This window comes from Ignavibacteriales bacterium, from assembly GCA_016709155.1.
Taxonomy (GTDB): Bacteria; Bacteroidota; Ignavibacteria; order Ignavibacteriales; family Ignavibacteriaceae; genus JADJEI01.
The window spans coordinates 1,947,252-1,970,125 of sequence record JADJEI010000001.1 but is presented as its reverse complement, the minus strand read 5'-3'; the positions used below and the strand labels follow the sequence as shown (position 1 = coordinate 1,970,125).

Below are 22,874 nucleotides of genomic sequence, written 5' to 3'. Positions count from 1 at the left end.
AAATTATTTACGCCATAAACAGAAAATGTTTTTGCAGTTGATAATTCAGCAACGAAAAGGAGCTTGTTGAATCAAGAAAAACATTTATTGCTGTGTCGTACAGATTAAAATTAAATTGCGCATTGAGTTGTCCATTATTAACGTACGAACTTATTAGGTCAAAACTCCCGAATGTTTCACCAATTGGATAAACCGTTTTGTTTTGGGGTAATTCAATTTGCTGTTTAATTTTTTTTGTGAGCAAGCGCCAGAATTCATTTGGAACATGCTTAACAGCGTCGTGACGAAATCCATCAGCGCCACTTTCTTTTAACCACCATAAAGCATTGTCGGTCATAAATTCTCTTGCTTCAGTCGAGTTCACAAAATCGAATGAAGGCATGTAGGGTTCAAACCAGGTTGTTAACCTGTATTCATCCCAGAGTCGAAGATTCAGTCTACCGTCAGGTAATTCAAGTTTACCGAACCAATTGCGATGTTCATCCCATAATGGATTTTCGATGTGAACATGGTGGGCAACAAAATCGAGCAGGATTTTTATTCCATGCTCGTGTGCTGTATCAGTAAGTATTTTCAATAAAGCCATGCTTCCAAATTTTTCTTCAACTTTTCCAGAAGCAACAGGCCAATAACCGTGATAACCGGTATAATACCGCTGGGGGGGAGGATACTCTTTATAAGCGCTGTCTGTATTATCAACCACAGGAGTCAGCCACAAAGTATTTACTCCGAGATGCTCAAAATATCCTTCCTCAATCTTGTCAATTATCCCCTGCAGATCTCCCCCATTGTAATTAGCTTTTTCAGAAAGTTCAGGATGAATGATTAGAGTGCTGTTTGACTTGTCCCCATCATAAAATCTATCCACCATCAAAGAATAAATAACGGCATCATTCCAATTTTGAAATTTCTCTTTGCCGCAAGGAATTCCATTTTCAATAAATATAGTTTGAATATTTGTGGCTCTGCCATTTTCATTAACCGCCACGCGAACAGTATGTCTGTCGGCTAATAGTGATTGGTTCAACGTCAAAATTATTTTGCTGCCTGCGATCTCAACATTACTCGGGTCAATTATTTTGTTATCCAATAAAGCAACTACTTCATTTTTGAGTAAAGATTTTTTATTAATCTTTTCACAAAAGAAGGAGAGGGAAATTGAATTCGTGTTCTTTTGATAATCAAGAATATGCAAATAAAATTTTTCTTTTATGAGTGGTTCAATTATTCGAACTGAATTATAATCGCCCATTCCGTTTGGAACTTTTATTGAGTTTTGTGAATCAACAAGTTCTTTTCCATCCACAAAAAATTTGTACTCGTATCTCCCGGCGTCAAGCGGAATCATTAGCTCATAAGTTCCATCATTGTTCTCGTCCTTCATAGGAAGATTGTTTCGGTCCCATCCATTAAACTGTCCGAATAAATTTACGCTGCTTGCTTTGCTATCTGGTTTATAAGTAAAAAGATATTTTTCCTTTTTATCAAGTTTGACAGGGATTTGGAGTACTTCATCTTTTAATTTAAAGGAAATAATATCCAGCCCGGTGAAACCTAAATTAGGAGTGAACGAAATTGTATCTCCTACTTTATTTAAAGCTGCAGCAACGTTTTCATTTGGCAATAAATTGATTTTGTAATCATCAGTATAAAACAAATCACTAAGTACAAAAATGCTTGTCTTTCCTTCTTCAAGGCTTATTGGTTGAATCAAATCTCTGATTGATTGTGCCTCGCCGAAGGAACAAGCCAAAAGTATTAATAAGAAGATTATTTTTTTCATTTCTATTCAAATAAATAATTCGTGATAATTATTTTTATGGTAACATGAAAATCGTTTTTAAAATTAACAATTGATTAGTCGAATTATTAACATTTAGTTTTAGTAATTATTAAATAAACTTTCAGCTTCTCCGATTTGCTGACGCCACATTGCAAAATACAATCCTTTCAATTCTAATAGTTCTTCATGATTCCCTGACTCAATAATTTTACCTCTTTCGAGAACAAAGATATTATCCGAGTGCATTACTGTAGAAAGTCTGTGCGCTATCAATATTGTTATTAGATCTTTACTATGTGAAATTTCTCTAATTGTTTTGCTGATTTCTTCTTCTGTTAAAGAATCGAGTGCCGATGTAGCTTCGTCAAACACAAGCAGATTGGGGCGACGCAATAGTGCACGTGCAATTGAAAGTCTTTGTTTTTCGCCGCCGGAAACTTTAACTCCACCTTCGCCGATTAGAGTATCCAATCCTTTTTCTGCTCTGCTCAATAATCCTTGTGCGGCGGCTTTTTCTAATACTTGCAAGCAATCATTATCGCTTGCAATCGGATTAACAAATAAAAGATTTTCTCTTATCGTTCCGGAAAACAATTGGGTATCTTGTGTTACAAAACCAATTCGTTCTCTGAATTCATCAAAGTCAATCTGATCACCGGAGAAATTATTATAAAATATTTTTCCTTGCAAAGGGGAGTAAAGTCCCACCAGTAATTTCACCAATGTTGTTTTCCCGGAGCCGGATGGACCAACGAAAGCAATAGTTTCTCCTTTTTTAACAGAAAAAGAAATACTATTAATAGCATTTCGATTGGAGGATTGATGTTTAAATGAAACTCTATCGAATTGCAGAGCTTTAATTTCACCAAGTTTTACAGGCTTCTGTGGTTTTGACTCGATTGGTTTATTTAATAATTCTTCAAAATTATTTAAGGATACTTCTGCTTCACGATAGATATTTATTATCTCACCCAAACTTTGCAAAGGTCCAAATAGAAAAAATGAGTAAATGAATAATGAAAAGAATTCACCGACAGAAATTTCTTTTACAAAAATTAAATACAACAACAAAAATATTATCGAAGTTCGGATGAAGTTGACAACCGTACCCTGGATAAAACTAAGTGTTCGAATATATTTGACTTTCTTTAACTCCAAGCCAAGTATTTTTTCAGTTGTTAAGTTTAGTCTGTTGATTTCCTGATTTCCGAGACCGAGGCTTTTTACAAGTTCGATATTTCGTAATGATTCAGTAGTAGAGCCTGCGAGTGCTGTTGTTTCACCAACAATAATTTTTTGAATCTCCTTAATTTTTTTACTCAAAACAGAGCTAATAAAACCAAGTATTGGTATTGCTGAAAAGAAAACCGGCGCAATAACCCAGTGAACATTGATTGAATAAACGGTAACGAACACCACACCAACAAGAGTTGTAAATAAAGTATTTACAGAGGCAGAAATTAATTTCTCAACATCAGTTCTAACTTTTTGTAAAACGCCAAGTGTGGTCCCACTTCGCTGGTCTTCAAACTCAGAATAAGGCAAAAGGAGGGAGTGCTTTATTCCATCAGAATAAATTTTTGCACCGAGTTTTTGCGTTATTACATTCAAATAGTAATCTTGAAAATTTTTTGCCACACGGGAAACAAATGCAACACCAACAGCCGCTGCGAGTAATAATAACACACCACTAATAAATTCACTTACTGTGTAGTGTTCAAACTTTGTTGCATAATTATCAATTACAATTCTGTAAATCCAGGGATCAAGCATGGAGAAAATCTGATTTATCGAAGCAAGCAATAATGCAATTAGAATCAGCTTGTTATAGTTCTTTAAGTATTTGTAAAGTAGTTTCATTGATAATAATTAATGATTTAGAAATACCCCTCAAATAAAAGTAGTAGATTAATGATTCAACTTATATCTGAGTAAATAGAAGGAAGGGCTATTAGTAATAAAAATTTACCGACAAGCTCGAGTGCTGTTAATCAATCCTGCTCGTCACGCAGTTCTGTCATCGCATCATCAACAGTAGAACAAACCGGCAGCACACGATCAAGCTGAGTAATTTTGATTAAGGATAACACTTTTTCGGAAGGAGAAGCTATACGCATACTTCCCTCGTTCGAATGAATAATCCGATTACCAACAAGTATTGCACTCAAACCCGAACTGTCACAGGATTCTACTTCAGCTAAATCAAGGATTAATTTTTTTACTCCTTCAACTTTTAATAAAATTGTAAACTCCCCTTTTAACAGCCCAGAAATATTTGTGTCAAGCCGCTTTTCATTCAATTTAAAGATAGTGATATCTTCTACTTTTTTTATCTCATAATTCATTGTAAATCCTTAAAACATTCGAAGGCAATTTAAGAAATTTTGATAAGAATTTTCAGAATTGTTTTCCTCAATTCTAATCATAACGTTATAAAATTTATCGCCATTAGGTTTTTCAAATCCAACTTTTAATAATGATTTAATTTTACAAACCAAAATTTTGTGAAAATAATTTCCATCTTTGCTTAAATCAAGAACCACATCGAATTTTTTTTCATTAAGTCTATTTGTGAAATCTTTTACCGGCAGGTCAAATTTATTCATATCTTTTACACCGTGATCAATCACCCTTGATTTAAACTTTACAGGAAGCTTACTAACACGATAATCATAAGTTAGGATTGAAATATTTTTCTTGTTTTTTTCCAGATATTCCAAAATTAAAAACGAGTTAGTGAAATCATCTTCATTTTCGGGCATTACTAATAAAAACGAATAAGATTTTTGAAAGAACAAATTAAATCGCTGTTCAGGAAGCTTTGTCTGTTTTGAAATTTTTTTCAGGACAACCTTCGCAGCAATATCCTTAAATAGTTTGATCATTTATTTCCTGCTTCATAAAGCTTTTGAAGAAACTCCTCTTCAGTAAGCACAGCTACACCGATAGATTCAGCTTTAGTTAATTTTGATCCTGCGTTTTCGCCTGCGATTACGTAATTCGTTTTAGAACTTACCGAAGAAGTAACCTTCCCTCCAAGCGCTGATATTTTATCTGCTGCCTCTTCCCTTGAAAATTTTTTTAACGTGCCGGTTAAAACAAAAGTGTTATTTGTGAAAAAATTGTCTTCTATCTTTTTCTTAGCGGTTTTAAAATTGATGCCAGCTTCTTTTAGTAGTTCTATTATATGCTGATTGCCCTTGTTTGAAAAAAATTGTACAACACTTTTTGCTATGCTTGGACCAATTTCGGGAACCGATATAATCTCTTCCTCCGATGCGTTCGAAAGATTATTAATGGTTAAAAAATGAGAAGCAAGTTTTTTTGCAGCACCTGCCCCGACATACCTTATCCCGAGAGCAAATAGTACTTTCTCAAACGGCTGTTTTTTACTTTCCTCAATCGCTTTGAGAAGGTTGTCTACACTTTTTTCACCCAGCCTTTCAATGCTTATCAGATTTTCTCTTTTTTGTTTTAACTGAAAAATATCAGCATAGGTTTTTAGAAATTTCTTTTCTACGAATAAATCTACTAATGCTTCTCCGAGCCCTTCTATATCCATTGCCCCGCGTGAAGCAAAATGTTCGAGCCTGCCTTTAATTTGTGCGGGGCATTCAGAATTATCACAATAAATGGCAACTTCGTTTTCAGGTTTAATAACAGTTGATTTACACACAGGACAATATTCAGGAGCTACTACAGGCGATATTTCACTTTTCCTTTCGCTTAGAACTACGGCAACAACTTTAGGAATTACATCACCACCCTTTTCAATTACAACCTTATCGCCAACTCGGATATCTTTTCTCACAATTTCGTCATAGTTGTGTAAAGTAGCACGGCTGATAGTTGAACCTGCCAGGTGCACCGGTTCTAATTCTGCTACTGGAGTTATTGCGCCGGTTCTCCCCACCTGCCATGTAATATTATTTATTAGTGTAAATGCCTGCTTAGCTTTAAACTTAAAGGCGACTGCCCATCGAGGTGATTTAGCGATGCTGCCTAATATTTTTTGATGACGAATTGAATTAACTTTTATAACAGCGCCGTCAATTTCATATTCGAGTGAATTTCTTTGCGCTTCAAATTCCCTGCAAACCCGAATTACCTCTTGTATGTTTTTGCAAACTCTATAAGCCGGATTAACATTAAAACCAAGTATTTTTAATATCTCAAGATTTTCAGATTGCGATTTAAATTCTTCCTCAGTACTTATTAAAAAATAAGTGAAAATATTCAACGGTCGTTTTGCAACTATCTTCGGGTCCTGAATTTTTAAAGTTCCAGCAGAAGAGTTTCTTGGATTCGCAAAAAGTTTTTCTCCTTGCCCGGCTCTTTGATTGTTTAGATTTATGAAATCGGAAATCTTCATAAATATTTCGCCGCGAACTTCGATACTGCGCAGCTTATAATGAAAATTTTTAGGAATATTTATTTTAAGCGGAATTGATTTTATTGTTTTAACATTTGCCGTAATTTCTTCACCAACGATCCCATCCCCTCGAGTTGCTGCTGTTCTTAGTATTCCATCAGTATAATTCAAACTAACAGAAGCGCCGTCAATTTTAAATTCAACTACATATTCGATTTTTTCATTTTCGGGCAACCCCTCCCGCACCCTTCTATCAAACTCTAAAAGTTCTCCTTCACTGTAAGTATTAGATAGACTCAACATAGGAACTTTGTGTTGTATGGATTTGAATTCTTTAGTGAGGTCTTTTCCTACTCTTTGAGTCGGGGAATCTGGGGTGATTAATTCCGGGTTTTCTTTTTCAAGCCGTTCCAATTCACTAACTAATAAATCGTATTCGTAATCACTTATTGATGGTTCAGCAAGAATATAATACTTGTGTTCGTGTTCTCTTATTTGCACACGAAGATATTCTATTCTGTCTTTAGCCGATATAGACTTCATTGAGGATTGACTAAGGGGCGGGTAGTCAGATACTCCACTCCGGCAGTAGTGATTTTTACATAGCGAACTGCACCAGGGATTCCTTCAAACTGCAGCGGCTTATTATTTACCGATAATTGTATTCCGCCCGAGTTTCCCAGTATTAACTTAAAGCTATTAGCTGCTTTAATAATTTTAGAAGAAGCAGGGGGAAGTGTAAACTCTATTTCCGAATTATCATCTTTAATTACATTTACCCAGCATTGATTTGTGCTGGTTATTTTTAACAAAAGACTATCCCCTGATACTATTGTTAGAACACTATCTGATGATTCAATTTTTGAGGTATCCAATACGGGTTGTTCAACATATCTGGAGTTTTCTTCAATACTTTCTTCGTAGGGTCTTTCTGAAATAATAATTTTATCGCCGCCGTTAAAAAATAGAAAATAAATAACAGCACTTAGAATAATTGTTATCCCGGCGATTAGTGCAAAAAGAATCTGAGCCCTTTTTTGATCCGAAGAATTACGTGTTTCATTCTCTCTAATATCAGAATAGGAAATAAGAGGTCTAGTGGATAAAGGTAATTTCTTTTGTTCGGATTGTTCATTTTCTATAATTGACTGTAAGAATGGTTTATCAGTTCCTTCAGCGGGATATTCTCCTTTTTTAGCAGCCTCAAATTTTTTAATTGTACTGTCGGGATTAAGACCAATAAATGATGCATACTCTTTAATAAATGCGCGGATGTAAAGATCTGGAAGAAAGGCAAAGTTGCCTTCATCAATTGCTTCAAGAAATTTGAAATCAATTTTTGTTTTATTAGCCATTTGCTGTAGAGTGACATTGCTATTTAATCTGACTTGTTTTAATTCTTCGGCAAATTTAGTAAGCATATATCTACTTGATAATTTTTAATTTCTTCTAATTAATTTTGCTGCAAAAGCCCCATCTAGTTGATGAATATGGGGTAGAGTTTGTATGCAGCCATTCGCATCAACGAGTTCCGGGGAAATCTATCTTTTGCAGATTCAAATTCGAAATCAGGATTATTTTCTAAGAACCGCTTTACCAAATCAAAGTTCTCTTCCGGTTCAATAGAACAGGTGCTGTAAACAACAACACCACCCACCTTAACCAGCGAAGCAGCTTTCAGGAGAATATTGTATTGTAGCTCTGTATTGGCTCTTATATCAAAAATATTTTTTTTCCATTTAATATCCGGTTTTTTAGAGAGTGTCCCGGTTCCAGAGCAAGGGACATCTGCCAGGACACGGTCAAATTGCTGATCAGCAAATTCGAGTGCATCGGCTTCAACAGTTCTAACTGATTTAACTTCGAGTCTTGTCAAATTCTTTCTGACCAAATTTAATCTGCTTTCATATTTATCTATTGCAACAATTTCGCCTTTATCTTTCATAATGGATGCGAGATAAGCAGTTTTACCCCCGGGTGCAGCACATAGATCAAGCACTCTCATATCTTCACTTACATCAAGCAGCCGGCAGGCAAGCCCCGCGCTTTCATCCTGAATATTAAAATATCCTTTAGTAAAATATTCCCAACCGGTTATATTTGTTAGATTCTGAAGTTTAAAAAATTCAGGTAGATAATTTCCCTGAGAAAATTTTAGATTAACAGAATTCATGAGTAAAGCAAATTCTTCGGGCGTAGCTTTGAGTGCATTAATCCTGAGAGTTAGATATGGTTTTTCATTATTAGCATTTAGAAGTTTTTCGGTATCTTCTCTACCAAATCGTTGAATATATCTTTTTACCATCCAGGAGGGGTGGGATAAGTAAGCTGTAAAATACCCAACGAGGTCTTCCTCCGGGTCAGGATATCTAATGGCAGTTTTACTTCGGATAATATTTCTTAAAATAGCATTGGTGAAGTCAGCAGGCTTTTGTCCCTGCAATTTTTTAACAAACTCAACTGCTTCATTCACAGCAGCGTGATCAGGGATTCTGTCGAGAAACAGTATCTGATAAAGCGCAACTCTTAAACCATTCTTAAGATTGGGAATTGCTTTAGAGAATTGTCCTTTGTAAAACCCATTTAATATCCAATCAAGCCTTCCCATCCACCTTGTTACTCCGTGAGTAATTTCATAGAGCAAGGCTTTATCTGCCCCGCCTAATTCGGAATTGCGCATTTCATTGTCAAGTAATCGCTCAAGGTAGGAATCAGTTCTTTCGACCTTATTAAGAATTTTTACTGCCAACCCACGTACACCTTCGTAGAGATGTTCAACTTTATGTTCTTCAAGCAGCACTTTTAAACCTTCACTTTCAAATTAATTCTTTCTTGAGCAGTTAGTTCGAATATTTTTCTAGTCATAATTTCATCGGTATTTGTTAAAGTCACGTTTCTACGCTTGCAAACAATTTTGAAAGTTTCAATTGCTTTACTGATTTCATATTCAACAAAAGAATCACCCCCGCCCCAAGAAAACGACGGGATAAATTTTGCGGGGAATCCGGCGCCGAAAATGTTGCTGCAGAATCCAGTTATTGTTCCGGTATTCAGCATTGTGTTAATGCCCGTTTTGGAGTGGTCACCCATAATTAGTCCGACGAACTGCAATCCTGTATCAACAGGTTCATTATTTATTTTCACAGTAATTTTACTGTAATTGTTTTTGAGATCACTGCAGTTAGTATCTGCACCTAAGTTGACCCAGCTTCCAAGGTAGGAGTGTCCGATAAATCCTGCATGTTGTTTATTTGAATATGGCATGAAAATGGATTCTTCAATTTCACCGCCGACTTTACAAGTGTGACCGATAGATACATTTTCATAAATATATGCGCCGCATTTCACTTTGGATTTTTTTCCAATAAAAACCGGTCCCTCAATAACAGCGTTCGGAGAAATTTCAACTTCCTCTTGAATAATGATAGATCCGTTGGAAGCATCAAGCACTGCGCCGGGTTTTATAGTGCTGCCTGCACCAATAACAATATTTTCATTTTCAATTAGATGGGCACCATCGTAAAGTTTGTATGCAGAATAATTTTCTTTTCGGGAAAATTTTATTTTTTCAAATTCCTCATTAATTAATTTCCCATTTGTAGTTATTAGTTCCCATGGGTATTGAACAGTCTTTATGTTTACAAGCTCAATTGGTAAACCTTCAAAATGCGAAAGTTCAAATAAATCTCTTTTGAAATTCTTGAGGTAGGATAATTTTTTTCCACTTACCCGTGCTGCGATCACTGTCTCGCCATTTACATAAACCTTATCTACGCCGGAAATGAGGGGAATTATTTCATTAAGATTTGGAGGAGCGATTATCCTCCCGTTTATGAATAAGCATTCATCTGATTCGATAGAATTGACCGATGCGTTAGGATTATTTTGTTTTACCACACCCTCTAAATATGGTCTGCAATGAAGAGTGAAACTAGAGCTGGGGTATGCTGATAAGATTTTCTCTTTTAGTAAGGATGTCCCGGCAAAGAGGTCATAAACCGGTCTTGCATAAACAAGAGGGTTCAGTTTATAAACGTTTATGTCTTCAAAAAGGCAGATCTGCATGGGCTTTTATTTAATCAATAATTAGTATGAATAATTTACGACATTTTAATAAAATTTTCCTCTTAATGAAATGGCGAAAAAATTATTGGTCACAAAATAAAAAAGCCAGAATAAACTGGCTTCTTAAATCCAAGATGTTAAAAACTTAAGCTTCTTTTTTGGAATATTTCCTTTTGAACTTTTCAACTCTTCCAGCAGAATCCAGTAGTTTTTGTTTACCGGTAAAAAATGGATGAGAGCCGCTCGAAATTTCAAGCTTCACTAATGGATAAGTTTTGCCGTCTTTCCAAACTATTGTGTCTGATGTTTTAATAGTTGAGCGTGTTAAAATTGAAAAATCGCAAGATACATCTTGAAATACAACCGGTTTATAATCGGGGTGAATCCCTTTTTTCATCTTTGCTATACCTATTAAGTTTACTTAAAAATTGAAGCAAAATATATGAAACTCCGCATTTAATTCCAATCTAATCAATCAGTTTTTCGTTCAACTTTTTTTTCAATTTTAAGATATTTATCTACGTTTTCCTTCAATTTTGCAACTTCCATCCGGCTTGAGTCTGTTAATTTAATTTGTTTGAAATTTAAATTGGATTTTGGAATTGAGGAACTTTTAATATCATCACTTGGAATGGTTGAAGTGACTAACTTATCTTTATCCTGAGAATATTCTTCCTCATTTTTTTCAATCAGAACCCGTGAGTCCTCTGTTTTAATTGATGTTGAGGGAGTATTTGTTTTTTCAAACGGTTTGGACTCTGGCAAAGACTTTTTATCTGTTACAGATATATCTTCTATCTCTTTTTTCAAATCGTCAATTGATTCAGAAGAAAGAGTTATAGGCACTTTGCTTATTAGTAAATCCTCCCTCATCCTTGGTTCAATCGAAAAGGGGTCTTCTATTTCAGTTGAATGATTATTTACGACAAAGATTAATATTACAGCAGTTGCTATTAAAGCTGCTGACGGAATGAGTTTCACTGGTGAAAAGATTAAATCAAATAATGATTTTTGCTTCTCTGCTTGAGGGCCGTTAATTTTTCTCATCAGATCAGCTTCGAAATTATTTGTAGCTTGCATCTTTCTTAAATTCCTAAGCAAATTTATAACTCCTTTATATTTTAGGTCATCATTTTCCATCATCATTCCTTATAAATACCCTTTAACAGCTTTTGAAGCTGCGCCCTGCCACGATTAATTTTTGATTTGACCGTTCCAACAGAGATTTTTTTAATCTCGGCAATTTCTTCATATGATAATTCTTGAATATCTCTGAGAATAACAACTTCACGATATGCAGCGGAAACTTTTAAGAGAGCATCTTGAATAATTTTGTTTTTAATTCCGGAATCTGTTGCAACATCCGGTCTATAGCTATTATCAGGGATATCAAAATTTTCATGCTCTTCGCCATAATCGCTAATAGAAAAAAGATTCCTTCTTCGCTGCCGCTGGTATTCAGTTCTCGCAAGGTTACCGGCTATGGTGTAAATCCAGGTTGAGAACTTTGCTACGGCGCTGTATGAATCTTTATATCTGTAAACTTTAATCATTGTTTCCTGAACTACATCAGCACAAGATTCATAATTTCCAAGAAATCTGAACACATAATTCATTAATGGATTTTTATATCTCGCTACAAGAATTTCAAATGCCTTAATATTATTGTCGGACTGAAATTCCAGAATCAATTCTTCGTCAGTTTTTTCATTTAACGGTTTTTCAATCAACTGAGTTTATACTTTCCATTCTACTATTTGTTTCATTTACAAGCAGAACTTATTAAAATCAAATTCATTATAGAAATGCCGTTGTAAATTATTTATGAAGCGATACTACTAAAGTTGGATATTATCACTTCTCAGCTAAAATTTCCGAAATCAGGGCAGTCAGCAAAGTTCTATCGTCAGTAAAAGAAGATTTCTTTTGAATATCAGCCTTTAAAATTGCTTCTATTGCATTATACAATTGAAAATCAGAAAAATTTTTTCTGGCATTTTCATAATCTTTAAGGTAATATTTATTTGTACCTATGATTCTGGCTTGAATAACCGGGTCTATTTTTTTTTCATTCATTTCATTTAATCTTAACAAACCGGTAAAATATTTATTCAACATCGCTACGATTGAGATAAGTTCATTTTCTTTTTCATACAGGTTCATTACAATTTTTAAGGCTTTTGCTTTCTCTCGTTTGCCGATTGCATTTAATAAATCAAAGATATTGAATTCTTTAAGTTCGGTTGAAAGCGCAGTAATTGTTTCAATAGATATTTCTTTTTTATCTCCGAGAAAAGTAGTGAATTTTTCAAATTGATGTTCGAGCATTGACCTGTTTTCGCCGACAATATCTACGAGCATTTGAGCATTCTCTTTAGACAGTTTGAGGTTTTTGGATTCCGCAAAGTCAAGTAACCAATCGATGAGATTAGTTCTTTTTAATTCTTTTCCTTCAAATAAATAACCAAAACTATATAAAGAAGGGAATGGTTCGCTATCCAGGTTTGGAATTTCACCGCTGTGCAAAAAAAGAAGCGTTGTAAACGAAGGGGGTTGTTTACAATAAAAAACTAATCCTTTTTTATCTTTTAATTTATCAGCCTCTTTCACAACAATAAATTTTTTATCCGAGCCAAAAGGGAAAGCCGAAGCCGCATCTAAAATTTCGACTAATGAATTATCGTTTGCATAAATTACTTGCTTGTCAAACTCGGTGGAGATCAAAGGTGATATTTTTTTTTCGAGCAAGTGATATGCTTCATTGATAATAAATCCATCAACTCCAAAGAAATAATAAAGGGGGAGCAAAGTCCCCTTTTTAATTTGTCGGATAGCTTCAAGCACAGAAGGTGCTGTAAATTTACTCTTCGCCATCGTTTAGTTTTTTCTTTTCATATTTTATCGCTTTAAAAAGGAAATACGTTAACCCTCCCCAAACTATTCCAACTACAACAATTGAAGTTATTATTGATGCTAAACTCATTCTCTAATCCCTGAACGTTTGTTTAACTAATTTTTTGTTTAATAGAATTAGAATTGAAATAACAATAGCCCATTGGAAAATTACAGTGCCTGCATTTTCAATATGAAATGGATTGTACCACTGCGGATCCCAACTTGTTGATGATATCAGCCACCAGCTAATGAGAACTACAACTTGAAATGGAATTAATATTGAGATAACAAAATTGAACCACCTCCCAATCTTTACATCACAACCTGTTCCATTTATAATTTCAGTTCTGAATTTATCCACACCATATTTAATAATTGAAAAAGAAATAAAGGCTCCGCTTAAAATTAATCCCACACCCCAAACCCAATCCTGATTTATAAGTAAATCCGTATTCATTGCAGAAGGGACACCCATCACAGCAGCAACTGAAGCAACAATTATTAATCCTCTCTTTCGTGAAAGTCCGAGATCAATCAATGTTCTTGTGGCAAGTTCAACCATGGAAATAAGCGAAGTCACCGCAGCAAAAAATAATGCGAGAAAAAATATTGATGCGAAAAAAATATTCAGCAAATTGCTTGAAGTTATTTTGGAGAATAGCAGTGGCAGGTAAATAAATGTTAAGCCCGTATTAGCAGGCCCCGATTGAGAAACCTGAGTCATTGCATCAACTGAGCTAAGCGCAAAAACAGTTGAGAATATTGTAATCCCTGCAAGCAACGAAACGGAATTATTTCCAAACCCGATTAACGCTGCATTTAATGCTATGTCTTCTTTTTTCCGCATGTAAATACCGTAAGCCAGGATTAATCCCCACCCGGCACCAGTATCCCAGGCGTTTTGCGTAAGTGCATTCAACCAGACTTTGTAATCAAAGATCGTATTTAAATCGGGAGTGAAAAAATATTTAATACCTTCCATAGCATTCGGAAGAGAAGCGGCACGAACAAATAAAATTAATAGAATTCCAAGCAAAGCGGGGATTAATATTTTGCTGACTTTCTCAATTCCATTAGTGATGCCGCGAATAACTACAAATGCAACTATCAGCATTGAGATGAGATGGAATATCATTGGCTCTACGCTCGATGAAAAATTATTCCAGTAAGAAAGGTAGTCCGTAGTTTCAAATAAATTTCCCGAAATTGCGGAAATAAAATATCGCAGACACCATCCCGTAACAACCGAGTAATAAAACATTATTGCAGTTGATACGAGAACGATGTAAGCGCCCATCCACCCAAAATTTTTACCGGCAGTTTTAGCTATCGCCCCAACCGGCCCAAACCTTGTATGTTTACCAAGTGCAAATTCTGCAATGATTAATGGAACAGACCAGATAAGAAGAAATATCACCCAGGGTATTAAAAAAGAACCGCCGCCATTTTGTGCAACAATTCTAGAAAACCTCCAAATGTTTCCTGTCCCAACAGCAATGCCGATAGTAGAAATTATTAGAGTCCATCTTGACGAGAAATATTCTTCCTGCTTCATTAATTATTTGGAATTAACTTCCGTGTTTTCTCTTTTTTCAATTTCGACTTTTTCTATTACCACATCCTTTAACGGGCGATCGTTCGGACCTTTAGCAACTTTGCCAATTGCTGAAACCACATCCATTCCATTAATCACTTTACCAAAAATAGTATGTTTGCCATTAAGCCAGGGGGTAGGTGCAAGAGTAATAAAAAACTGGCTGCCATTTGTATTTGGTCCTGCGTTTGCCATTGACAAAATGCCGGCTGAATCATGACGAAGAGTGGTTACAAATTCATCATTAAATTTTCCGCCAAAAAAGCTTTCTCCGCCCCGTCCTGTGCCGGTCGGATCACCGCCTTGAATCATAAATTTATCAATTACTCGATGAAATATTACTCCGTTGTAATAGCCTTTATTTGCAAGCCCAACGAAATTTTCTACGGTTTTAGGTACAAGGTCAGCAAATAGTTCAAGTTCGATAGTGCCCATATTTGTTTTTATTATTGCAACGGTCATTGAATCACTTTCTTTTGTTTGGATAATTGATTGATTAAGGTCTGAAGTTGGTTCAGAATTTTCTTTCTCTTCAGTTTCAACTTTATTGTTGCAACTGACGAGTAACAGAAATAATAAATTCAGAATAAAAAATCTTAACATTGTATCTCCTATTGTGGTTGAATGATATTCATAGATAATAGAATTAGAATCAGTACACCGATAATAATTCTATAGTAAATAAAAATGAATGTGCTATGCTTCTTTAAATATTTTAATAAAAAATCTATTGCAATGTAACCGCTTATAGCAGATGCTAAAGTTGCAGCAGTCAAATTCAGAAAGGCGGATGCATCAAGATATTCAAGCGATTCGATAAACTGCAGCATACCGCTCGCGAATACTGCGGGTATGCTTAGTAGAAATGAAAATCGTGCTGCGCTTTCTCTATCCAGTCCCACAAAAAGACCTCCTGTTATTGTTGTGCCCGAACGAGATGAACCCGGAATAAGTGCCATTGCTTGAGCAAGTCCGATTATGATTGCTTCCATTACCCCGGCGTTTTCAATATTTTTATTTTGCTTAGATATTTTTTCAGCAATGGCAAGAATGATTGCAAGCCCGATAAGACTAAAGGCTATAACGTATAGGTTTTTTGTCAGCGCTCCTTCAATTTCATCTTTGAATAGTAATCCTATGATTACGATAGGGAGAGTTCCTAAAAATATAAGCCATCCAAGTTTTGAATTTGAAGATTGATTTTGGTATTTAATCCGATGAAAAATATTTTCTTTCAGAAAACTTGCGGTTATTTGTATGATCTCAGTTCTAAAATAAATTAATATTGAAATCAAAGTTCCAAGTTGAATTACTGCAATGAATGACGTCCATCTTTCAGGGTGATCAACTGAAATAAGATTCATAAATTGCCCGGCAAGTGTAAGATGACCCGTGCTGCTAATCGGTAAAAATTCGGTTACACCTTGAATAATACCAAGAATTATTGCTTCAAATAAATTCAAATTAACTCCTAAAATAAATATGATATTCCCAGCTTTATACCAGCCGAGAATGAATTAAAGTTTGTAGAAATGTCGGATCTTCCGCCAAGAAAATTATCACCGTTCGAAGGCTTACCATTTATATCATATCTTAGATCACCGCCGATGCTAGCATAAAAATTTCCGCCGAGCAAAGTATTGCCTTCGGCTCTCAAAATAAATCCAACTCCTGTTGATGAATAATTAATTGCCGCACCTAAACCGGGAAGAGATTCATCGGCGCTAACTAATCTTATCCCCCCACCTGCGCCAAACTTAAAATTATATCCTTCGCCGGAGATTAAATAATATGCAGTCAGCGAGGGCATAATTATTCCATAAGAAAGATCATACTGTCCATTAAGCAAACTTGATGTGTAGGAATTTAAGGAGTATGCCAATTCAATTCCTAACTGAAAGTTGCTCTCAACATTGTATCCCAGTTCACCTGAAAATACAACCGCCGAGTTAAAGCTGCCTAATTCGGTAGCTGGCTGGATGTAAATATTTATATAATCTGTCAAGGATGGGGTGCTTACAAAATCAATCCCCATACTTGCTCTTGCTTGATATTGAGCATACATCGGAAATGATGCAAGGATAATTGTGGTAAGTAAAAAATATTTTTTCATAAATCGCCCAGTTCTGTTTCTACGACTTTAATAAGATTATCGTGTTGTTTGTTGAGTAAGAAAAATACAATTAGTGCGGTGAAAATAAATAAAAGATAAGAAACTATGTGCATCAGAAAAGCGTAAGCAAGACTAATAGTATCGGCAAATCCAAATAACAATACGAGAACTGATTTAGCGATTGTGTGATATGATCCTGTTCCGCCAGGAGTTGGAATCATTACCCCGATCGAGCTAATACTCATGACGATCCACGCCATTCCAAAATTTATAGGTTGGAGCCCCTCCATTCCTAAAGCAAAGAATCCAACGTAAGAGTTAAATCCGTAGAGAAGCATAATTGCTACGCTTAGTAAAATCGAAATAAAATAATTATTGCTTCCTTTTAAACTTGAAAATCCCTCAACCAGCATATCAAAAATATGGATTAATTTTTCTGATGCTTTTACAGAAAATTTTTGCAGAATAAATTTTATAAGTTTGTAAAAAGTCGCTTTAAATTTAACTGAAACAACCAACAGGATTGCACCTGATGTAACTGTTAAAAGTAAAACGAAGAGAGTCGTTTTCAACCAGGGAAATTCGACATAAACATTTCCGTTATAAAGCAGCCCTGCAATAATCAAAGATAATCCGAAGAAAAAAATATCTATCATTCTTTCAAGGATAACCGTTCCAAACATAGACGAACGGGATAACCCCTCCCACTTGCCAAGCAGTACCGAGCGTGACACTTCACCGAGACGCGGAACCACGCAATTGACTCCGTAGCCAACCATCAGTGCACCGAAAAGATATTTTAATTTCGCTTCAGGCTTCACTGACCGGATAATCACCTTCCATCTTACAGCACGCAAGAAATGTGATAAATAAAGTGAAAGAATTAAAATAATGACCCATAAGATTGATGCGTGAGAAGTTATTTCGAGTACTTCCCCGAAATCAACATCTCTGAAAGCGATTAAAACAAATACTACTGTTAGTAATAATGTTAAAACATAATTAATATACTTTCTAATCGGTGAACGACGTAGCTGACTATCTGAGGTCAATAACTGTACTTCCTTCCGGGGGGGTGAATGAAAATTTAGAATCAGCGATATTCGAGTTTAGTTTGTACCCGGCAAAATTAAGTTCCATTTTCCCAATTGCCTGATCTTCTATGATAACTTTTGATAAAAGATTATCGCTGTTTGTCCACATTAATATTTTTATGAATTGTAAATTTGAGTTGCCGGGTGTTAATTCAATTACTTCGCGTGCATCTACCTTTATTATATTTATTTTACATTCAGATGGATATTGGTTTACCAGTTTATCTAAAGATAAAAATGACTGGCTGTCGTCGTCTGCATTTGTGATGAAGACTTTTTTATCCTTTTTATTGAAGTTCCAGATGCTTTTGGAATCCGAGACTACAATTGTGTTTTGCATTTCTAATCTTATTTTATTTTTAGATTTATAAAACATTTTGCCGGATAGATCTTTCTTCGAATTCGATGTGCGTGAAAAGTCAACACTGAAATCCTTGAGTGAATTAAATTTTTCCTGCAATACCTTCAATTTATGGTTAGCATCATCCTGCGATAAAAGCATCGAGCAATTACTGAGTAATAAAATAAATATTAATAATAATTTTCTTGTCATAAATTTTCTTCTTCCAATCTAAAACTATTGTGTCGAAATTAAAAAGGATAAAATAATTACAGCGACCTGAGCACTGTTTCGAGTTGTTCATCGTTTTCGATGAGCACGGTTCTTGCTTTACTGCCATCGTTTGGACCAACAACGCCGGCTTCTTCAAGCTGATCAACAATTCTTGCAGCACGTGAGTAACCAAGTTTTAATTTTCTTTGAAGAAGTGAAACAGAGCCTTGCTGATAACGAACGATAACACGTGCGGCATCTTCAAACATTGGATCAAGATCAGCAAGGAACCCCCTTCCTGAACCTCTTTTCTTTTCATAAATACTTGGCAGAAAATATGGGCGTGAATATCCCGACTGCTGATTAATAAAGTTTGTTATCTTTTCCACCTCCTCGGTGGAAATAAATGCATTTTGAATTCTGTTCGGCTTTGGCGATCCTGTCGGCAGGAACAACATATCGCCTTTTCCAAGTAACTGCTCTGCACCATTCATATCGAGAATTGTTCGTGAATCAATTTTGGTCGCAACTTGATAAGCAATACGAGCACTAAAATTAGCCTTGATAACGCCAGTAATTACATTTACCGAAGGACGCTGTGTAGCAAGCACAAGCTGTACACCAACTGCACGGGCTAATTGCGCAAGCCTGGTAATTGGTTCTTCAACTTCCTTGCCGGCGGTGATCATCAAATCTGCAAGCTCATCAACTATAACTACAAGGTAGGGGAGGTGATGATGTTTCATCCCTGTACTGTCAGCGGGTTTCTTAGGAAGTGAAGCAACCTTTTTATTGTAATCCACGATATTTCTTACACCAAGTTTTGCAAGTTTGTCATATCGCTGCTCCATTTCCATTTCAACTGATTTTAAAAGAATTACAGCATTTTGCGGCACCGTAATTATTTCTTCATCAAGATCAGGCGAGACTGCGAGATAGTGTTTTCTTAATTTATTATATAAAGAAAGTTCAATTTTTTTCGGATCAATCATTATCAGTTTTACTTCGCTTGGCTTCTTAGCAAAAAGCAAACTTGTAATAATCATATTTATTCCAACGCTTTTCCCTGATCCTGTAGAGCCGGCAATCAGCAGATGGGGCATTTTAGACAAATCTGTTAAGTAAACATCGCCGCTGATTGTTTTGCCAAGTGACATCGGAAGTTCCATTGTTGATTCGTTTATCTTCGCAAGAACAGAACGTGCTTTTACAATTGCTGATTCTGCGTTAGGAATTTCAACTCCGATGGCTCCTTTACCGGGGATGGGGGCGATAATTCTAATTCCCCTTGCTGCCAAAGCTAATGCTATGTCATTTTCCAACCCAACTATCTTGCTGATCTTGACTCCTGGTGATGGAACTATTTCGTAAAGTGTTACAACGGGACCAGGCGTTACGGAGATATCTTTTATCTCGATATCAAATAGTTTTAGTTTTTCTTTTAATAGTTCAGCATTCTTTTTTAATTCCTCTTCTGCAACTTTAAAATCTTCTTCAGGAACCGGTTCAAGCAAATCAAGCGAAGGATTTTTGTATTCCGGTATTTCTTCCCACGGATCGGGAAGTTTTTCATCAATATTTTCATCAAGAGTTTTTTTGTCTGGCAGTTCCCCAACCTTTTCAAGGTTAACTTTTTTTACCTCATCCCTCAGAACTTCATTTGTCTCTTGAGAAGTTAGCTGATCGTCTTTGCGAATAATTCTTATTCGAGTTTGCTCTTCTGCTTCTGCTTCCATTAATTGTTCGGCAGTTAGTTCAGCTTTAGATAATTTTCCCTTTTTTGGCTTTTCGTCTGCAAGTTTTTTAATTTTTTCGATATTACCGGCAGACTTTCCTTCTTTATCGGGTTGAGTTCCCTCATCAATTTCAGCATCATCTTTCATTCTAAATATTGAAACAATACTTAGCAAAAGTTTTTCGATGTTAATATCAAATGCAATTATTAAAAGCGTTGCAGCAAGTGCAAGCAATAAAATAAGACCTCCGATGCTTCCAAGCTGATTACCGAGGTAGCTTCCGATTACTGCTCCTAACTTGCCGGAGAGTTCATGTGTTTCGGATAAAATATCCAAATTATTTGCAAGCAGTCCGAAAATCGAAGTAATGATTGTCACAGCAAGCAAAGAAAAATTTGTACTGTGAAGAAGGATTCTTAAATCAAATTTGTTGAATAGGTGAATCCCCCAGGCGAAAAGTAAAATAGGTATTATGAGCGAGAAATAACCGAAGATGCGATGAACAAAAAAATCGGAGAAGTAAGCTCCGACTATGCCCATCCAATTTGAGATATTATCTGAACCCGAAGAAAATAAATTATCGAATAATCCTGTGAGGCTGTCTTCGTCACTTCTGCTGTATGAAATAATGCTCAGAAATAAAAAGATTGATAAAAAGAAAACAAATAGACCAAGTATTTTTCTAAACTTTTCAGAGGACATGGCATAATAGGACGATGAATCATTGGAATGATTCTCGCTGCTTTTATTTTTCTTTTTAGCCATGCTTGATCCGAAAAATGTTCAGATTTATTTATTGAAAAGTTTTACAGCGCTGCCGGATAATATCGGAAGCGAATCAGAAGAATTTATTTTGCTGCAGAAAATAAGATCATCTTCAAAACCATTATTCATTAAAATTTTTCCGTGTTCGGTGCTTTTAAACATCTCAAGTATATCGCCTGAAAAAGATTGGCATAAAATCAAACTTGCTTTTGCAGAATCAGAAAGTTCATTATCAGCGAAGGCTTCATTTATTTCCGAAATTAATTTACCTGCACAGATTGTATCTTCAAGCGAAAAATGATTTGCTCTGCCCGAACAAATTATCACAAAATCTTTTCTTAGTTCAACAAGATATTTTGCTACTGCAGATAAATTTAAGAACGAGCAAATAAAAAGATTTTCGGAAAATTTTGCTTTTGCGATTGCCTTGGTCCCGTTCGTAGTATAAAGAACAATTGATTTACCGCTTACAATTTCAGGTGTGTATTCTAAGGGCGAATTGCCCAGAGCAAAACCTTCTATTTTTTTTGTGTTTCTCTCACCGCCAAGTAATGTTTGTCCGCCAAACATTCCACCTGAAAGTTTTACAGCAAACTCAACATTTGCAACAGGGATAATTTCTTTTGCACCATTTTGAAGTGCTGTTGTTATTACCGATGAAGCACGCAGAACATCAATAACAACAGTGGTTCTATTTGTAAAATATAATTCGTCAACAGTAACAGGACAAAAAATGACATCAATTTTCATATTCAAAATTACTTATTTACGAACGGAAGTTTTACCACTTTTGCAGAATACTCTTTCCCGCGAATTAAAAAATTAACCGTTGATCCGATAACTGAATATTCTGAATTTACATACCCGAGAGCAATTGGTTTTTCAAGTACGGGGCTTACAGTACCGCTGGTAATTGTTCCGATCTTTTTTCCATCAAATGTTAAATCATAGCCATGGCGGGGGAAAACTTTTTCTTCAGAAGTCATTGCAACCAATTTTCTTTTTAACCCGTCGGATTTAGATTTTACCAATGCTTGTTTACCAAGAAAACTTTCTTTGTTTAATTTAGTAATCCAGGCTAAACCAGCTTCAAGGGGGTTGGTCGTTTTATCAATATCATTTCCATACAAGCAGTAGCCCATTTCCAATCGCAAACTATCTCTTGCACCAAGTCCTATTGGCTGAATGTTGAATTCTTTTCCGGCATCAAAAATTCTATCCCAAATAAATTCGGCAGTTGCTGTATCACCTTGAAAATAAATTTCATAACCTAATTCACCTGTGTAGCCGGTACGCGAAACAATTGCATCCACTCCGGCAATTTTTGCATTAAAGAAATGATAATATTCAAGATTAAGATTTTTATCACACACTTTCTGAATTACATCTTTTGATTTCGGTCCTTGAACTGCAAGTAAAGAATAATCATCACTTTTATTAGTTAGTTCAACATTAAACTTATTGTTCTGGCTTAGCCAGTCAAAATCTTTTTCGATGTTTGAAGCATTAACCACAAGCATAAATTCTTTATCAGATAATTTATAGACAAGCAGATCATCAACAATACCGCCATCTTCGTAACACAGTGCTGAATACTGCACGCGCCCTGAAAATAATTTGGAAGCGTCGTTTATAGTAACATAATTTACAAACTCCAAGGCATTTTCCCCTTTAACAAAGAATTCACCCATGTGAGAAACATCGAACACACCAACGGAATTTCTTACCGTTTGATGTTCTGATATAATTGAAGTGTACTGAACCGGCATTTGATATCCGGCAAACTCAACTATTTTTGCCCCAAGTTTTTGATGAATATTATACAATTTTGTTTTTTTCATTATAATCTTTTCCAGAAAATTTTTTTGATAATTGTGAATTTATTTGAACAAAATATTTTTATC

21 protein-coding genes and 1 pseudogene are annotated in these 22,874 nt (G+C 35.4%); all 22 read right to left on the bottom strand.

Annotation, left to right across the window (positions count from 1 at the left end; genetic code table 11):
• Positions 1-7: 7 nt before the first annotated feature.
• Entirely contained in the window at positions 8-1,783 is a 1,776-nt protein-coding gene (locus tag IPH11_09355) for a hypothetical protein (protein MBK6913850.1), read from the bottom strand.
• 99 nt (positions 1,784-1,882) lie between these two features.
• On the bottom strand, positions 1,883-3,643 hold the full coding sequence (locus IPH11_09350; protein ID MBK6913849.1) for an ABC transporter ATP-binding protein: 1,761 nt from the start codon (positions 3,641-3,643) through the stop codon (positions 1,883-1,885).
• Between the two features lie 131 nt (positions 3,644-3,774).
• Complete coding sequence (locus IPH11_09345; protein ID MBK6913848.1) at positions 3,775-4,128, bottom strand: STAS domain-containing protein; 354 nt, start codon at positions 4,126-4,128, stop codon at positions 3,775-3,777.
• A gap of 9 nt (positions 4,129-4,137) precedes the next feature.
• Positions 4,138-4,668 (bottom strand): hypothetical protein, encoded by a 531-nt coding sequence (locus IPH11_09340; GenBank protein ID MBK6913847.1) that lies wholly within the window; start codon positions 4,666-4,668, stop codon positions 4,138-4,140.
• Positions 4,665-6,698, bottom strand: a complete 2,034-nt coding sequence (ligA, locus tag IPH11_09335) for an NAD-dependent DNA ligase LigA (protein MBK6913846.1) — start codon at positions 6,696-6,698, stop codon at positions 4,665-4,667. Before ligA ends, IPH11_09340 begins: the two co-directional genes overlap by 4 nt.
• Positions 6,695-7,576 (bottom strand): DUF4115 domain-containing protein, encoded by an 882-nt coding sequence (locus tag IPH11_09330; protein MBK6913845.1) that lies wholly within the window; start codon positions 7,574-7,576, stop codon positions 6,695-6,697. Before IPH11_09330 ends, ligA begins: the two co-directional genes overlap by 4 nt.
• A gap of 18 nt (positions 7,577-7,594) precedes the next feature.
• A pseudogene (gene rsmB, locus IPH11_09325) lies at positions 7,595-8,955 on the bottom strand (16S rRNA (cytosine(967)-C(5))-methyltransferase RsmB).
• Between the two features lie 2 nt (positions 8,956-8,957).
• Positions 8,958-10,220: a transferase gene (locus tag IPH11_09320; GenBank protein MBK6913844.1), complete on the bottom strand. Its 1,263-nt coding sequence runs from the start codon at positions 10,218-10,220 to the stop codon at positions 8,958-8,960.
• Positions 10,221-10,365: 145 nt separating this feature from the next.
• Positions 10,366-10,617 (bottom strand): type B 50S ribosomal protein L31, encoded by a 252-nt coding sequence (locus IPH11_09315; GenBank protein ID MBK6913843.1) that lies wholly within the window; start codon positions 10,615-10,617, stop codon positions 10,366-10,368.
• 74 nt (positions 10,618-10,691) lie between these two features.
• Entirely contained in the window at positions 10,692-11,360 is a 669-nt protein-coding gene (locus tag IPH11_09310; protein ID MBK6913842.1) for a hypothetical protein, read from the bottom strand.
• Positions 11,361-11,362: 2 nt separating this feature from the next.
• A complete protein-coding gene (locus IPH11_09305; protein ID MBK6913841.1) occupies positions 11,363-11,950 on the bottom strand; it encodes a sigma-70 family RNA polymerase sigma factor in 588 nt (195 codons plus the stop codon).
• Positions 11,951-12,074: 124 nt separating this feature from the next.
• On the bottom strand, positions 12,075-13,094 hold the full coding sequence (holA, locus tag IPH11_09300) for a DNA polymerase III subunit delta (protein ID MBK6913840.1): 1,020 nt from the start codon (positions 13,092-13,094) through the stop codon (positions 12,075-12,077).
• Positions 13,081-13,203, bottom strand: coding sequence for a MetS family NSS transporter small subunit (locus IPH11_09295; protein ID MBK6913839.1), 123 nt, complete (start codon positions 13,201-13,203; stop codon positions 13,081-13,083). Before IPH11_09295 ends, holA begins: the two co-directional genes overlap by 14 nt.
• Positions 13,204-13,206: 3 nt before the next feature.
• A complete protein-coding gene (locus IPH11_09290; GenBank protein ID MBK6913838.1) occupies positions 13,207-14,670 on the bottom strand; it encodes a sodium-dependent transporter in 1,464 nt (487 codons plus the stop codon).
• A gap of 3 nt (positions 14,671-14,673) precedes the next feature.
• Complete coding sequence (locus tag IPH11_09285; protein MBK6913837.1) at positions 14,674-15,171, bottom strand: peptidylprolyl isomerase; 498 nt, start codon at positions 15,169-15,171, stop codon at positions 14,674-14,676.
• A 149-nt stretch (positions 15,172-15,320) separates the two neighbouring features.
• Entirely contained in the window at positions 15,321-16,172 is an 852-nt protein-coding gene (gene uppP, locus IPH11_09280) for an undecaprenyl-diphosphatase UppP (GenBank protein ID MBK6913836.1), read from the bottom strand.
• Positions 16,173-16,180: 8 nt separating this feature from the next.
• Complete coding sequence (locus IPH11_09275; protein MBK6913835.1) at positions 16,181-16,822, bottom strand: hypothetical protein; 642 nt, start codon at positions 16,820-16,822, stop codon at positions 16,181-16,183.
• Positions 16,819-17,874, bottom strand: a complete 1,056-nt coding sequence (locus IPH11_09270) for a flippase-like domain-containing protein (GenBank protein ID MBK6913834.1) — start codon at positions 17,872-17,874, stop codon at positions 16,819-16,821. Before IPH11_09270 ends, IPH11_09275 begins: the two co-directional genes overlap by 4 nt.
• Positions 17,861-18,469, bottom strand: coding sequence for an outer membrane lipoprotein carrier protein LolA (locus tag IPH11_09265; GenBank protein ID MBK6913833.1), 609 nt, complete (start codon positions 18,467-18,469; stop codon positions 17,861-17,863). Before IPH11_09265 ends, IPH11_09270 begins: the two co-directional genes overlap by 14 nt.
• A gap of 56 nt (positions 18,470-18,525) precedes the next feature.
• Positions 18,526-20,970, bottom strand: coding sequence for a DNA translocase FtsK 4TM domain-containing protein (locus IPH11_09260; protein ID MBK6913832.1), 2,445 nt, complete (start codon positions 20,968-20,970; stop codon positions 18,526-18,528).
• Positions 20,971-20,994: 24 nt separating this feature from the next.
• Positions 20,995-21,720, bottom strand: coding sequence for a 2-phosphosulfolactate phosphatase (locus tag IPH11_09255; protein MBK6913831.1), 726 nt, complete (start codon positions 21,718-21,720; stop codon positions 20,995-20,997).
• 8 nt (positions 21,721-21,728) lie between these two features.
• Positions 21,729-22,811 (bottom strand): glycine cleavage system aminomethyltransferase GcvT, encoded by a 1,083-nt coding sequence (gcvT, locus tag IPH11_09250; protein ID MBK6913830.1) that lies wholly within the window; start codon positions 22,809-22,811, stop codon positions 21,729-21,731.
• Positions 22,812-22,874: the final 63 nt, after the last annotated feature.